The following is a 13,661-nucleotide window of genomic DNA, read 5'->3' on the forward strand; positions in this document are numbered from 1 at the left end:
GTTTTATTTTTTTCTTTTAATTCGATTGTGCTTCAACTAAAACACTAGCAATTTCATTGCTAAATAAGCGTTGAGTATCATTTAAAGTCTGGTGTGGGGTATTTAAATAGATTGTTCGGTGTGGTGAATTGGGAAGAATTCTTGCAATATCGATTGAGTTTGAATTAGTAAAGTAATTTCCCCATGTGACTTTAGGAATAAAACCCATACCTAGTCCTGCTACAATCATTTCTCGAACTGTGGCCGGTTCATCTGATTGGTATTTGAAATTTAATTTGATGTCATTACTTACTAAAAACTGGTTAACAGTTTGTTGTAACTCGGTTTCATCATTTTCACCGACAAAGGTAAAATTTTTTAATTCTGAAGCTAGAAAAAACTTTTTCTTATGCATGAAACTTTTTTTCCAGCCAATTAAGATTTCTTCTCTTAATAAAGGAATTGCCGTAAAGTTTTTAATCTTATGTGAAGAAATAACAAAGTCAAATTGCTTTAGGTCTTTAGCAAAAGTTGTACGCTGGTGAATATTTAGGCTGACATTTGGAAGTGATTTTTGCATTTTTAGTGCAATGATCGGAATTAAAGGTGAGCCAACAGTAAAAAGAACGTTGATTTGTCCATTTTCTTCTGCTGAATTAGTTTTCACTGCGTTGATGCCACGGCTCAGCAGGCTAAGACTATCGGAAACGTATGAATAAAAGATCTTTCCCTGCTGATTCAACTTAATTGTTCTTCCTTGACGATCAAACAGTTTTACACCAATTTCTTCTTCAAGCTGTCTAATGGTTTTACTAATTGCGGATTCACTGACATATGCTGCTCGGGCTGCTTCCGTTACAGAGCCCAAACTAGCTACACTGACAAAATACTTTAAACCAGTTAAATTCATTATTTTGCTCCAATTAATAACTTTTTGGTTAACTATTATTCCTATTATCTATTATAAATGGTTATCTATTGGGTTTAAACTAAATTTGTGAGATCCAAAGAGGTGATAACGTGAAAAGTTTATGGTTGTTTCCTGGGCAAGGAAGTCAGAAAGCTGGAATGTTAACTAATGTTGACCCCAATTTGAAACAGAATGTAGAAAATTGGACGGGAGTGAAACTTTTAGATACTAGTGAAGGTTATTCTGATTCGCAACAGATACAATTAAGTATTTTACTTTTGCAAATTAATGAAGTTGATCAACTTAAAAGAATGGGTTGGCAACCAGATTTAGTGGCTGGACATTCCCTAGGAGTGTTTGGAGCAGCATATGCTGCTGGAGTAATTTCAAAAGAAGATGTTTTTAAATTAGTTAGCTTAAGGGCTAAGCTGATGCAATCCTCTTATCCCGAAGGATATGGTATGGGCGTGGTAGTTGGTTTATCTCGACAAGAAGTTGCCGAGCTTGTGAAGCAGGTTCATACCGAAGAAAATCCGGTATACCTGTCGAATCAAAATTCAGAGTTGCAAAATACTCTGTCAGGTAAGTTGACTGCGATTAAACAAGTGTTAGAGCTTGCCACCAAGCAAGGTGCAGCTAAAGCTAAATTATTGCATGTACCTAATCCGTCACATTCGCCGCTAATGGCAAATGTTGCTGAACAATTAGATTATGAGATAGGGAAGTTACATTTAAGTAACCCTGCCTGTATTTACTTGGCCAATAATAACGGTCATCCGGTAAAAAAGGTTGCAGATGTTAAATATGACCTAGCTAATAATTTAACTCATCCCGTCTTTTGGGAAACGATGATTAATGTTGCACTTGAGTATAATCCGCAAGTGAGTATCGAATTCTCGCCAGGAAACGCATTTACAAAGTTATTAAAGGTTAAAACTGATCAGGTATCAAATATTATATTAAGTGAAATGACAATAGATGATGCCGACTTTTTACTTAATAAATGGAAAGGAAAATAATATGACTGAAAGAAATTGGCATACGCATCGAGATGCAAAAGCTGCACGTTTAAATGGCGCAAGTGCTCTTCTTGATGGCAAGTTTGCAAAAACAGAAGATGTTGTTAAAGTTCTTGAAGCGCTGATTAAGCCAGGTGATAAGGTTGTTTTGGAAGGAGACAACCAAAAACAGGCTTCATTTTTATCTGAAGCTCTAGCAAAAGTGGATGCAGATAAAGTTAATAATTTGCATATGATTATGTCCAGTATTTCGAGACCTGAACACTTGGATATTTTTGATTTAGGAATTGCCACTAAGATGGACTTTTCTTATGCTGGTCCACAAAGTACTAGGGTTTCCCAAATGATTGCAGACAAAACGATGCAGGTTGGAGATATCCATACTTACCTTGAATTGTTTGGACGACTGTTCATAGATTTGATTCCAAATGTTGTTTTAGTAGCAGCAGATAAAGTTGATCGTGAAGGTAACCTATATACAGGTTTTAATACTGAGGAAACACCAACAATTGTTGAAGCTGCAGCATTTCATGATGGTATCGTCATTGTTCAAGCAAACGAAATTGTAGATAAAGTTCCAAGAGTTGATATTCCAGCTGGTTGGGTTGATGTTGTGATTCCAGCTGATAAGCCATATCAATTAGAGCCATTGTTTACGCGTGACCCACAAGCAATTAGTGAATTGCAAATTTTAATGGGTATGATGGCAATTCGCGGAATATATGAAAAGCATAATGTTCAAACTCTAAACCATGGTGTTGGTTTCAACACTTCGGCGATTGAATTGCTATTACCTACCTACGGCGAACAACTTGGTCTTAAAGGAAAAATTTGCCGTAACTGGGAATTGAACCCAACGCCAACTTTGATTCCAGCAATTGAAAGTGGCTGGGTTGACTCAATCCACTCATTTGGTGGTGAAGTCGGCATGGAGAAGTATATTGCTGCTCGGCCAGACGTTTTCTTTGTCGGTAAAGATGGCACTATGCGTTCTAATCGTGCTTTAGGTCAAGTTGCTGGTCAATATGCCTGTGATATGTTTGTTGGATCAACATTACAAATTGATCAATGGGGTAATTCTTCTACTGTTACTCATGGTCGCTTATCAGGTTTCGGTGGCGCACCTAATATGGGCTCGAATCCAACTGGTCGACGTCACTCAACTGCAGCATGGCAAAGTTTGAAGCCAGCTGATGATCCTCTAGCTAAAGGACAAAAATTAGTTGTCCAAATGGTTGAAACATTTGGTTCTAATAAGAAACCTGTCTTTGTTGATCATTTGGATGCTGAAGAGGTAAGAGAAGAAGCAAAATTGGCCAATGTACCAATCATGATTTATAGCGAAGATACAACTCATATTGTAACTGAAGAAGGAATTGCATACCTCTATAAGACAGATAGCATGGAAGAGCGTAAGGCTGCCATTGAAGCAATTGCGGGTGTAACACCTGTAGGTCTTCGCTCTAATCCTGAAGAGGTCAAAAAGTTGCGTGATAAAGGAATTATTGCTTTGCCAGAAGATCTTGGGGTTCGTAGACAGGATGCAAAGCGTTCATTGCTAGCTGCACAAACGATGGATGATTTAGTTGAGTGGTCACATGGTTTATACAATCCACCTGCTAAATTCAGATCATGGTCATAAAGGAGGTTAGTTAAGATGGAAAAACTTAATTTTACTTATCAAAATTCAGAAACTGTTAAAAAGTTTGTTCATGTTGGTGTAGTAGCATCCGGAGATTTAGAAATCCTACTTTACCCTGCAGATGAAACAACAATCGAGATAGTAACTGGTAGTGATGGCTTTAAAGAAGTTTGGAAAAATGTTTTAGATCGCTTTTTCACTCGTTATCCTTTAAAAGGAAAATTTGTAATTCATGACTTTGGTGCAACACCAGGCGTTGTTAACTTACGTCTCACACAAGCAATGGAGGCATTAAATGATGAAAAATAGTTTTGTTGAATTAAATGGACGTCAACGTGCTTTTAGCTTACTTGATGAGAACACTGGGCGCGAGATTGTTGGACCTGAATTTGATTTTATTTCACCACATTTGGAGCCGCAAAACATTGTACCTGAAAGTGATGACGGCGTAATTGTTGTAAAAGGTAAGTTAGATGGAAAAGCTGCCGTTATTATTTCAATTGAAGGTAGTTTCCAAGGTGGTGGAATTGGTGAAGTTTCGGGAGCTAAAATTGTAGCTGCTTTGGAAAAAACACTTGAAGACAATAAAAATGGAATTAAGGAATACCCAGTTATTGTTCTTGATACAGGTGGTGTGAGGTTGCAAGAGGCAAACTATGGCCTGCTTTCAATTTCAGAAATTCAAAACGTAGTTATTGCCATAAAAGAATATGTTCCCGTTATCGGTATTGTGCCGGGAAGAGTTGGTAGTTTTGGTGGAATGTCAATTACAAGTGCAATTTTTTCTTATCTGATTACAACACCTAAGGCTAGAATTGCTCTGAATGGTCCAGAAGTAATTGAGCAAGAAGCTGGGGTAAGAGAATTCGATTCCAGCGATAAGAACTTGATTTGGGACACTCTAGGAACACGTCAACGTGTTGAAACAGGAATTGCTGATGAAGTAGTTGACGATGATGTTTCAGCTATTAAGGACGCAATTAACAATGCAATTGATCAGAATAAGGATGCTCATAGAACAGACCAAGCTGATTTTTACCTCTCTTTACTCGATGAGATTGATTTTGCTCAACCGCTTAATACCAAGCAATACCGTGACCTTTATTCTAAGAATAAAGCAACTAAACATGTCGTTAATGAAGCTACTGCTAGTCAGCAAGCGAAAACTAAGTCACGCGGTCGACTTTGGTTTGAAAAATTAACTGGAATTGAAAATGCAGAATCAAATTATCCTACTGTTTTACATGCTGAAAAAGATGGTAAAGAATATATTGCAATTGTCCCAGATGAAAATAATCGTTTTCCACGAGTTCGAAAGGGAGAAGTTGGCTTACAGGAAGGTTTTCTAGTAGCCGAAATTGTTAACAAGATAGTTGATGAAGACAAAGATAAGAAAGAAAAACGGCCACTTATTTTGGTTGTTGACGTACCAAGTCAAGCATATGGCTACAAAGAGGAACTAATTGGTATTCATATCAGTTTGGCATCCGCTGCTGCTGCATATGCTAAAGCACGTCAAGCAGGTCATCCAGTTATTGCGTTTATTCCTGGGGATGCCGTTTCAGGAGGCTTTTTAGCTCATGGTTTGCAATCAAACCGAATTATAGCTTTAGCAGATGACTCAATCACAATTCAAGCAATGTCTAAGGCTTCAGCTGCTCGAATTACTCAAAGAACGATTGCTGAATTAGAAGAAGCCACAAAACATGTTCCTGCAATGGCCTATGATATTCTCAACTATGAAAAATTAGGTGCTCTTTACAAATTGGTTCAGGATGTTTCCTCATGGGATGCTAATGAAAACGCAGTTGAAGAAATCAAAACCGTTATTGATGAAGCAATTGAGAGTACTAAGAATCAACCTACTGATTTGCACTTTAGATATGAAACGCCAATTGCGGTTGAAAGTGGACGTCAAGCAACTAACAAGATGCGTAAAACAGTTTTTGAACAATGGAATCAATAAAACAAGTTTGGCCACATGATTTGCTCACTTTTAACAAAATTAGTGATTTGGTGCTAGGCGAGAATCCTTTACCTGAATGGGCAAAGGATTCTTTAGCTAAAGCTAAAATCGTTGTTGTCAGAAGAGGAGAAATAGATAATAATCTAATTCCAGTTGGAATAAGAGGATTTCAAAGAAATGAGCGCTTAGCCTGTTTCTTAAAAAAAGAGCGAGCAGTAAATTGTTACTCGCCAGACTACTTTATAAAAAAACAGTTATGGAAAGAGTTGCCTCCTGCTCGGCAAAACATACCTCAATTTCAAGCTCTAATTAAAATGGTTCCTTTGTTAAAAGGATTTAAATGGGGAATCGGTGGCTCGGTGGCTTACGAAATGGCCACTGGAATGAAGATAGTAAAAAATAATTCAGAGCATATCAGTGATTTGGATGTTATTCTGTCGGCAACAAAAGAAATTAGTGTGAGTCAAGCAAGAGAGTTATTAAGAAAGATAAATTTATACGGAGTTCATGCGGATGTTCAGGTTGTACATGGACAAAAAGGCTTTTCGTTAGAAGAGTATGCTGCAGGGCGCAACAAAAAAGTACTAATCAAAACAGCTACCGGACCTATTTTGGTAGAGAACCCGTGGAATTTTGTAAGGAAAGAATAGATGAGTTACTATCTAACCAGTGATCGGGTTAAACTTAATTATCATGTATACGGAAACGGTAGGCCAATTGTCTTGGTTACTGGCTTTGGTGGTTATCAAGAAATCTGGACAAAACAAGTATCTTATTTGTTAAATATGGGATATCAGGTAATAACGTATGATCACCGTAACATGGGTGAAAGTGAAAAAACATTAAATGGTCATACTCTCCAAAGATTGACTGATGATCTGATTGGTTTAGCGAAATTTCTAAATATCAGTCATGCCACATTTATTGCGCATTCAATGGGTGGTAGTGTTCTATATGATTTAATTAAGACAAAACCTAATTTAGTTGATTTAGCTTGTATCGTTGATCAAACACCATATATGCTAAATACTAAGGACTGGCATTTTGGCTTCATGAACTATACTTTGGAAAACTACAAAGAGCAATCTAAGATTATTCCAGAGGTTCATGAAACTTTTCATGGCCTTGATACTGAAGTTTTTAATGAACTCAACCTAGTTAAAACTAAGTATCCTTTTGATCGTCAAAGTAATATGGATTTATTGCAAGAGCACATTAAGCAGGATTGGCGAAATATAATTATAACCACTACGCAAAAAATAGTTGTTTTTGCTGCTAAGAAAAGTCCATATTATAACTATCAATTTGCTGAATGGATGGCTAAACATAATTCGCGAATTGAATATGCCGTTTTAGATGATTGCGGACATGATATTATGGCTGAGGTTCCTCGACGATTTAATCAGCTGTTACGTCACTTTTTACTGAAAAATCGTTATTTGCCTGAATAGTGTATTAGGTTTAAGGATTTAAATTTTTTTAGAAGACCTCTTATTTAATTGGATAAGAGGTCTTTTTGATATTAGGCATAAAAATAGTTTTTAATGTGAGATATAATTTTTAAAGGCAGTTTTTGAAAATTTATGATACAGTAGAATTCTTGATTGTCTAAAAGTAATGCAATCAAAGATTGAGTTTTAGTTTATAATCTTTAATGTGGCTTTTTATGGCTGTAACTTTTAATTTATCTATTGGTGAAGGATGAAGATGAAAAATTATTTAAGTATTGATATTGGCGGAACAGAAATTAAATACGCACAAATAGACCAAGCTGGTAATATTATTGAAAAGGGCAAAGTAAGTACTCCTGACAATAAAGCTGACTTTTTAGTTGCAGTAGATAAAATTGTTAAAAAATATACAGATAGAATCAAAGGTTTGGCAATTTGTGCTCCGGGAAAAATCGAAGGAACAAAAATACGTTTTGGAGGAGCAATTCCTTATCTTGATGGCATTGATTTTGGAGAAATCTATCAAGATCAAGATTACCCTGTAACTGTTCTTAATGATGGTAAAGCCAGTATTTTGGCAGAAAATTGGTTAGGAAGCTTAAAAGGTGAAGCTAACTGTGCAGCACTAACATTAGGCACGGGTGTTGGCGGTGGCATCATGGTTAACGGTCATCTTTTACAAGGCTCCCATTATCAAGCTGGTGAAATGAGCTTTATGATTATTGATTTGACCCACCCAGAAAAAATGCAAGGTAGCGTCGGTAATCTATGCTCTGCTGTCAACTTTGTAAAGCATGTAAATCAAAAAACAGGTTATTCTGAAATAAATGATGGAATTCATGCTTTTGAAGAAATTAAAAGCGGCAATGAAGACGCAATTAAGATTTTCAATGATTATTGTTTAAACATTGCAGCATTAATTTTAAATATGAATACAGTAGTTGATATAAATAAAGTGGCAATCGGTGGCGGCATTAGTGCTCAACCAATTCTACTTTCTGGCATTAATAAGGCTTATGATAAGTTAGTTAGCGAAATGAATTCAATCATTGGACAAACATTAGTTAAACCAGAAATAGTTGCAGCTAAATTTAGAAATGACTCTAATTTGTATGGAGCCTTATATAACTTGTTATTAACTGTAGATAACGAAACTGATTATTAATCAAAAACCTCGCTTTAAGCTAAAGTGAGGTTTTTGATTAGCTTAAAAACTGCTGGATTAATTTTTTCTTTTCAGTTTTCTTTTGATAAATAGCTTGGACATGGTAATTTTGGGCACTGCTGTTGCCCTCTAATGGTAAATATTCAATTTTCTCACTCGGAGAGTTTGAAGGTTGAAGTAAGCCATCTGGATAATATGCATTAGCTTGATTAGAGGAAACAAGAATTTGCATTTGTTCAATAGTTGAAATTCTAGCGACCGGTAAATTTTGATATGCTTCAGGTAAGGTGGCAAGAAAAGCATGCTTTAAATAATTGGTTTTCTCAGGTCCATAATATAAAATTGGCTTTTCCTTAAGAGCAGTTAATGGAAAAACAGTGCTGCTACTTAAGGGATCGAGTTTACTGACGCCAATCACCATTTTGCTTTGAAAAATACTCTTGTTAGTTAGGTTCTTAGTCAAGAATTCTTGGTCTCCATAATCTAAGATAAAAGCTAAATCTAATATGCCAAGAGAAACGTCCGATATTAGGTGTTCAATACTCTCCTCGGTTATCTTTATTTTTAATTCAGGCTGTTTTTGATTTGCATCAAAGACTTTTTGTAGCAGCAATGCCCCTTCAAAAGGAGAAAAGTAGCCAACTTTTAGTTCTTGATAGGTGGTGGCTACTTCGTGCCGCAGAGAATTGATTTCTACAGAAAAGCTATGTAATATTTCCTTGGTTTTTAAGAAAAATTCCTGTCCTTGAGAGGTAATTGAAATTTTGTTTTTGCCGCGCTCGAACAATTTAAAGCCTAATTCGTTTTCTAGCTTGCCAATTGACTGTGAAACTGCGCGTTGACTAATGTATTGTGTTGCAGCCGCTTTTTGAAAACTCCCCGTTTCGACTACCGTAATGAACGTATTTAATTGAGTGAAATTCATCTTTATCCGAACCTTTTACTTCTAGTGCTGAAAAATAAAGTATCTATATTTTTTACTTGTAAGCACTTACTATTAAAGCATAAATAGTTTTAAAGAGGTACATGGTTATGAATATTTCAAAAAAAGAAAATTACGATGTTGTAGTTGTAGGTTCGGGTGCTGCTGGTCAAGCTGCTGCATTAACAGCTGTCGAGAACGGTAACAGTGTTTTGATGCTTGAAAAAGGGCGTCACACTGGTGGTTCTGCAAATTATAGCGAGGGTCTTTTTGCAGTCGGTTCATATTTACAAAAAGAAAAAGGAATTAATGTTTCAACTTTGGATGTTTTAAAAGAAGAAGTTGAGTATTCTAGCTATAAAGCTGATTCGAGGATTTGGCGTAATTACTTGGATACTAGTGCCGAGAATATTAAGTGGTTACATGATGAAGGCGTTGAATATGAAGGCGTTCAAGCAATGGGTGCTGGTGAAGCAACATGGCATATTTATAAAGGATACGGCGATGGCGCAATGCACAATGGTTTGGAACCTCGTTTCAAAAAATTGGGAGGAGAACTTTTAACTTCTACATCAGCAATTAACCTAGAAATTGATTATGATGGCAATAAAAAGGTAACAATCAAAAATGAAGCTAATGGTGACATTGAAACAATTACAGCCAAAGTAGTGATCCTGGCAACAGGAGGCTATTTAAACAATGACGAAATGATGGCAAAAGAAACCAATTATGATTTATCCAGATTGATTACAGTTTCATGTGGCAAAGGCACTGGTGATGGTTTGAGACTAGGATGGCATGTTGGTGGTCAAAAATATGGCATGGGTACAGCAATGCTATTTGGTGGCTATCTGAAAGATCCAGGCCAACCATCGTTCAAGATGATGCGGAGTCAGATGAATGTGGCTGCAGGACAACAACCTCTTTTATGGGTAAATGAAAATGGTGAGAGATTTGTTGATGAATCAGTCGTTTATAACTTTTCATATGCTGGCAACGCTCTGTACAGTCAAAATAAGGTTTACAGCATTTTAGATAAAAAGATCATTGATGAAATGGCTGAAAAGGGTAACTTTATGGGACTAGGTGTTTACATTGAACGTGGACACAAGATGGATAAGTTACAAGAAGAAATTGATCAAGCAATTAGTGAAAACAAACCATTTATCTTTAAGGCAGATACGCTAGAAGAATTAGCAGAAAAAATGAACTTGCCAAGAGATAAGTTTGTTCAAAATATTGAAAAATTCAATGAAGATGTAAAATCTGGTGAGGACAAGTCATTTGGCAAGGATCCAAAATATTTAAGAACTGTTGAAGACGGTCCATTTTATGGCTTTAAGTTAACAGTTGGTGCATATTGCACGATGGGTGGTCTAAGAATAACCCCTGATAATGAGATTGAAGATGAAAAAGGTCAACCAATTAAAGGTGTATATGCAACAGGTAATGATGCAAGTGGTTTAACTGGAGATACATATGGTCCAAATATGCCAGGAACTTGTGCCGGATATGCATTTTATTCTGGAAGAAATGCAGCGCAACATGCACAAAAATATTTGAAATAATAATAGATTAAAAAGCTCTGTTTAATACGACAGTGCTTTTTATTTTCAACAAAAAATAATAAATAAGTAGTGCGTTTTTCTTCTATTAAAATAAGCTTTTAAAGAGAAAATAAATTTCTTGATAAATTTCTGCTCTTTTGTTTTGTAGTCCTACATTTGCCATTTTTATATGGTAGAATAACTAAAGTTAATAGAGGAGGTTGTCATGACTCAAGTTAAATATAAGCGAATTGTTTTAAAGATTTCTGGTGAAGCATTGGCTGGTAGTCAAGGTACTGGAATTGATCCTACAGTTATCAGCCATTTAGCCGAAGAAATTAAATCAGTTCACGACCTAGGCGTTGAAATTGGAATCGTTTGCGGTGGCGGTAACATGTGGCGTGGTGAAACTGGTGAAAAACTGGGAATGGAACGTTCACAAGCAGACTATATGGGTATGCTAGCAACTATCATGAATGGTTTAGCTCTTCAGGATGGTCTGGAGCATGTAGGTGTGCCAACAAGATTACAGACATCAATCGAAATGAGACAAATTGCTGAGCCTTACATTAGAAGAAAGGCAATTCGTCACCTTGAAAAAGGCAGAGTAATAATCATGGGTGGTGGAACCGGTAACCCATACTTTTCGACTGATACCACTGCAGCTTTACGTGCAGCTGAGATTAATGCAGATGTCATTTTAATGGCTAAAAATGGTGTTGACGGAGTTTACTCCGCTGATCCAAAAATTGATCCAAGCGCTAAAAAGTACAATGAGTTAACTCAACTTGATGTAATCTCCAAAGATTTGAAAGTTATGGATAGAACTGCTAGTTCACTTTCAATGGATACAAATATTCCGTTAATTGTATTTAACGTCAATACAGAAGGAAATATTAGAAAAGTCGTTATGGGTGAACATATAGGAACTGTAATTGAAGGTGGAAAATAATGAATAACGAAACGATTAAAAAAGCGCAAGATAATATGGAAAAATCTATCAGCGTTTTTGAAAAGAATCTCGGCTCTATTCGTGCCGGTGTTGCCAATGCAGCCTTGCTTGATGGCGTTCAAGTTGAATACTATGGTGCGCCAACCCCATTGACTCAAATGTCGAGTGTGACTATTCCAGAACCTCGTGTTCTCTTGATTACACCATATGACCAAAACAGTGTCGATGATATTGAGCATGCTCTTCTTGCTTCAAATCTAGGCTTAACACCAGCAAACGACGGTAAAGTTATTAGACTAGTTATTCCTCAATTGACTGGTGAAAGACGTCAAGAAATTGCCAAAGAAGTAAATAAAATTGCCGAAGAAGGAAAAATTGCTGTTAGAAACGTAAGACGTGATGCAATGAACTCACTTAAGAAGCAACAAAAAGATGATGAAATAACTGAGGACGAGCAACGTAACCTTGAAAAAGAAGTTCAAAAGGTAACGGATCAAGCAACTAAGAAGATTGATGAATTAGCTGATAAAAAGCGTAAGGAAATTACTCAAGGCTAAAAATGGCAGAAAAAAGAAATCAATTAAATCATCTTGCAATTATTATGGACGGTAATGGTCGTTGGGCTACAAAACAAGGTAAGCCACGTGTGGCTGGTCATTACGAAGGGATGAACAATGTTGAGAGAATCACTTTAGCAGCTGATCAACTTGGAATAAAAGTCTTGTCTCTATATGCTTTTTCAACTGAAAACTGGGCAAGACCCAAAGAAGAAGTTGCATATTTAATGAACTTGCCTGTACGCTTTTTTGACCATTTCATGCCGACGTTAATGGAAAACAATGTAAAAGTTAATATTATGGGCTATTTGGATGAATTACCTCATAAAACATATGATGTAGTTCAACGTGCAATGGCAGAAACTGCGCAAAATACTGGTTTAATATTAAATTTTGCTTTTAATTATGGCTCAAGAAGAGAAATAACAACAGCGGTTAAAGAAATTGGTACGTTAATTGAGACTGGGCAGCTTACCAGTGATCAAATCACTGAAGAACTAATTTCGAATCGGCTAATGACCGCAAGTTTCAAAGATTTTAGGGATCCTGATTTGTTAATTAGAACCTCTGGAGAACAACGCATCTCTAATTTTATGCTCTGGCAATTGGCCTACTCTGAACTTGCATTTAGCCCTAAAAATTGGCCTGATTTCACAAAAGAGGACTTGCAAGAATTTGTTAGTGATTTTCAAAATCGTCATCGCCGCTTTGGCAAATTAGATGAAACGGATAGTTAGGTAGTTATTATATGAAACAACGTGTAATTACAGCAGTTATTGCTTTGATTTTATTTATTCCAATCGTCATTGCAGGCGGTTTGTGGATGGATTGGCTGACAGTCGCTTTTGCTGCAGTTGGAATAAGTGAAATCTTTTTAATGAAAAAGCAGATTTTAGTTTCTGTTAACTTTTTGCTAGCTTTATTGGCAACAATCACTTGGGCAGTTCCCGATAGTTTTATCAAGAGCATGCCGTTCCACTGGACTAAATACGGTATTTACTTTGCTCTAATTATGTTAATGCTAACTTGGACAGTTTTATCAAAGAATAAGACAACTTTTGATGATGTTTCAGTGTACACACTTGGTTCACTGTATATCGGCACCGGTTTTCACTACATGGCAAGCATCAGAAATAGTTCAAACGGCTTAGCTTTACTTTGCTATGTTTTTGTTGTCGTTTGGTTGACTGACACAGGTGCTTACATGATTGGACGTAAAATAGGTAAACATAAATTATGGCCAGTGATTAGTCCTAATAAAACATGGGAAGGATCAATTGGCGGAACTATTTGTGCTGTCATTTGTGCCGCTGTCTATGTATACTTCGTCAATGTCGATTATCCGCTATGGCAAATGGTTGTTTTTGCTTTGATTCTATCAATTGTTGGCCAAATGGGTGACTTAGTTGAATCCGCATATAAACGCTATTATGGTGTTAAGGACTCAGGTAAAATTTTACCGGGTCACGGTGGAATTTTAGACCGATTTGATAGTATGCTATTTGTTTTGCCGGTATTCGCGGCATTACTAGGAATTATACATTAGGAGTA

Annotated in this window: 14 protein-coding genes; 12 read left to right on the forward strand and 2 right to left on the reverse strand. The window is 36.4% G+C overall.

Annotated elements, in window-relative coordinates; all coding sequences use genetic code 11:
• Positions 1 to 16 precede the first annotated feature (16 nt).
• Positions 17 to 889 carry a LysR family transcriptional regulator gene (locus tag H3T48_RS03455; protein ID WP_198188505.1) on the reverse strand — a complete coding sequence of 291 codons (873 nt, stop codon included), beginning with the start codon at positions 887 to 889 and terminating at the stop codon, positions 17 to 19.
• A 110-nt stretch (positions 890 to 999) separates the two neighbouring features.
• On the opposite strand from H3T48_RS03455, the gene H3T48_RS03460 reads away from it, so the two are divergent.
• From H3T48_RS03460 to H3T48_RS03490, 7 genes are all read left to right on the forward strand, one after another.
• Entirely contained in the window at positions 1,000 to 1,908 is a 909-nt protein-coding gene (locus tag H3T48_RS03460; protein WP_198188507.1) for an acyltransferase domain-containing protein, read from the forward strand.
• 1 nt (position 1,909) lies between these two features.
• Entirely contained in the window at positions 1,910 to 3,550 is a 1,641-nt protein-coding gene (gene mdcA, locus H3T48_RS03465) for a malonate decarboxylase subunit alpha (RefSeq protein ID WP_198188509.1), read from the forward strand.
• 15 nt (positions 3,551 to 3,565) lie between these two features.
• Positions 3,566 to 3,859 (forward strand): malonate decarboxylase acyl carrier protein, encoded by a 294-nt coding sequence (mdcC, locus tag H3T48_RS03470; protein ID WP_187158013.1) that lies wholly within the window; start codon positions 3,566 to 3,568, stop codon positions 3,857 to 3,859.
• Positions 3,849 to 5,516: a biotin-independent malonate decarboxylase subunit beta gene (mdcD, locus tag H3T48_RS03475; RefSeq protein WP_198188673.1), complete on the forward strand. Its 1,668-nt coding sequence runs from the start codon at positions 3,849 to 3,851 to the stop codon at positions 5,514 to 5,516. The genes mdcC and mdcD overlap by 11 nt, the downstream gene beginning before the upstream one ends.
• Positions 5,504 to 6,166 carry a malonate decarboxylase holo-ACP synthase gene (locus H3T48_RS03480; protein ID WP_198188511.1) on the forward strand — a complete coding sequence of 221 codons (663 nt, stop codon included), beginning with the start codon at positions 5,504 to 5,506 and terminating at the stop codon, positions 6,164 to 6,166. Before mdcD ends, H3T48_RS03480 begins: the two co-directional genes overlap by 13 nt.
• Positions 6,167 to 6,967: an alpha/beta fold hydrolase gene (locus H3T48_RS03485; protein WP_198188513.1), complete on the forward strand. Its 801-nt coding sequence runs from the start codon at positions 6,167 to 6,169 to the stop codon at positions 6,965 to 6,967.
• Between the two features lie 250 nt (positions 6,968 to 7,217).
• Positions 7,218 to 8,132, forward strand: a complete 915-nt coding sequence (locus tag H3T48_RS03490; RefSeq protein ID WP_198188515.1) for an ROK family protein — start codon at positions 7,218 to 7,220, stop codon at positions 8,130 to 8,132.
• 37 nt (positions 8,133 to 8,169) lie between these two features.
• Here the strand turns inward: H3T48_RS03490 and H3T48_RS03495 are convergent, their stop codons facing one another.
• Entirely contained in the window at positions 8,170 to 9,057 is an 888-nt protein-coding gene (locus H3T48_RS03495; RefSeq protein WP_198188517.1) for a LysR family transcriptional regulator, read from the reverse strand.
• Between the two features lie 107 nt (positions 9,058 to 9,164).
• Between H3T48_RS03495 and H3T48_RS03500 the strand changes: the two genes are divergently transcribed.
• The 5 genes from H3T48_RS03500 to H3T48_RS03520 all read left to right on the forward strand — a co-directional run bounded on the left by H3T48_RS03500 (position 9,165) and on the right by H3T48_RS03520 (position 13,656).
• Positions 9,165 to 10,622, forward strand: a complete 1,458-nt coding sequence (locus H3T48_RS03500; protein WP_198188519.1) for an FAD-dependent oxidoreductase — start codon at positions 9,165 to 9,167, stop codon at positions 10,620 to 10,622.
• Between the two features lie 205 nt (positions 10,623 to 10,827).
• Positions 10,828 to 11,553: a UMP kinase gene (gene pyrH / locus H3T48_RS03505; RefSeq protein ID WP_109715569.1), complete on the forward strand. Its 726-nt coding sequence runs from the start codon at positions 10,828 to 10,830 to the stop codon at positions 11,551 to 11,553.
• Complete coding sequence (gene frr / locus H3T48_RS03510; protein ID WP_046307059.1) at positions 11,553 to 12,110, forward strand: ribosome recycling factor; 558 nt, start codon at positions 11,553 to 11,555, stop codon at positions 12,108 to 12,110. The genes pyrH and frr overlap by 1 nt, the downstream gene beginning before the upstream one ends.
• A gap of 2 nt (positions 12,111 to 12,112) precedes the next feature.
• Entirely contained in the window at positions 12,113 to 12,847 is a 735-nt protein-coding gene (locus tag H3T48_RS03515) for an isoprenyl transferase (RefSeq protein WP_198188521.1), read from the forward strand.
• An 11-nt stretch (positions 12,848 to 12,858) separates the two neighbouring features.
• The gene (locus H3T48_RS03520) at positions 12,859 to 13,656 is read left to right on the forward strand and encodes a phosphatidate cytidylyltransferase (protein ID WP_198188523.1); all 798 of its coding nucleotides are present in this window, start codon (positions 12,859 to 12,861) and stop codon (positions 13,654 to 13,656) included.
• The last annotated feature ends 5 nt before the right edge of the window (positions 13,657 to 13,661 follow it).

Source organism: Lactobacillus sp. M0403 (assembly GCF_016101265.1).
In the GTDB taxonomy this organism is placed as follows: Bacteria; Bacillota; Bacilli; order Lactobacillales; family Lactobacillaceae; genus Lactobacillus; species Lactobacillus apis.

Bases quoted from the DNA above. Each gene is read 5' to 3' on its own strand.
- H3T48_RS03455 (WP_198188505.1), bottom strand. From the start codon at position 889: ATGAATTTAACTGGTTTAAAGTATTTTGTCAGTGTAGCTAGTTTGGGC.
- mdcA (WP_198188509.1), top strand. From the start codon at position 1,910: ATGACTGAAAGAAATTGGCATACGCATCGAGATGCAAAAGCTGCACGT.
- mdcC (WP_187158013.1), top strand. From the start codon at position 3,566: ATGGAAAAACTTAATTTTACTTATCAAAATTCAGAAACTGTTAAAAAG.
- mdcD (WP_198188673.1), top strand. From the start codon at position 3,849: ATGAAAAATAGTTTTGTTGAATTAAATGGACGTCAACGTGCTTTTAGC.
- H3T48_RS03480 (WP_198188511.1), top strand. From the start codon at position 5,504: ATGGAATCAATAAAACAAGTTTGGCCACATGATTTGCTCACTTTTAAC.
- H3T48_RS03485 (WP_198188513.1), top strand. From the start codon at position 6,167: ATGAGTTACTATCTAACCAGTGATCGGGTTAAACTTAATTATCATGTA.
- H3T48_RS03490 (WP_198188515.1), top strand. From the start codon at position 7,218: ATGAAGATGAAAAATTATTTAAGTATTGATATTGGCGGAACAGAAATT.
- H3T48_RS03495 (WP_198188517.1), bottom strand. From the start codon at position 9,057: ATGAATTTCACTCAATTAAATACGTTCATTACGGTAGTCGAAACGGGG.
- H3T48_RS03500 (WP_198188519.1), top strand. From the start codon at position 9,165: ATGAATATTTCAAAAAAAGAAAATTACGATGTTGTAGTTGTAGGTTCG.
- pyrH (WP_109715569.1), top strand. From the start codon at position 10,828: ATGACTCAAGTTAAATATAAGCGAATTGTTTTAAAGATTTCTGGTGAA.
- frr (WP_046307059.1), top strand. From the start codon at position 11,553: ATGAATAACGAAACGATTAAAAAAGCGCAAGATAATATGGAAAAATCT.
- H3T48_RS03515 (WP_198188521.1), top strand. From the start codon at position 12,113: ATGGCAGAAAAAAGAAATCAATTAAATCATCTTGCAATTATTATGGAC.
- H3T48_RS03520 (WP_198188523.1), top strand. From the start codon at position 12,859: ATGAAACAACGTGTAATTACAGCAGTTATTGCTTTGATTTTATTTATT.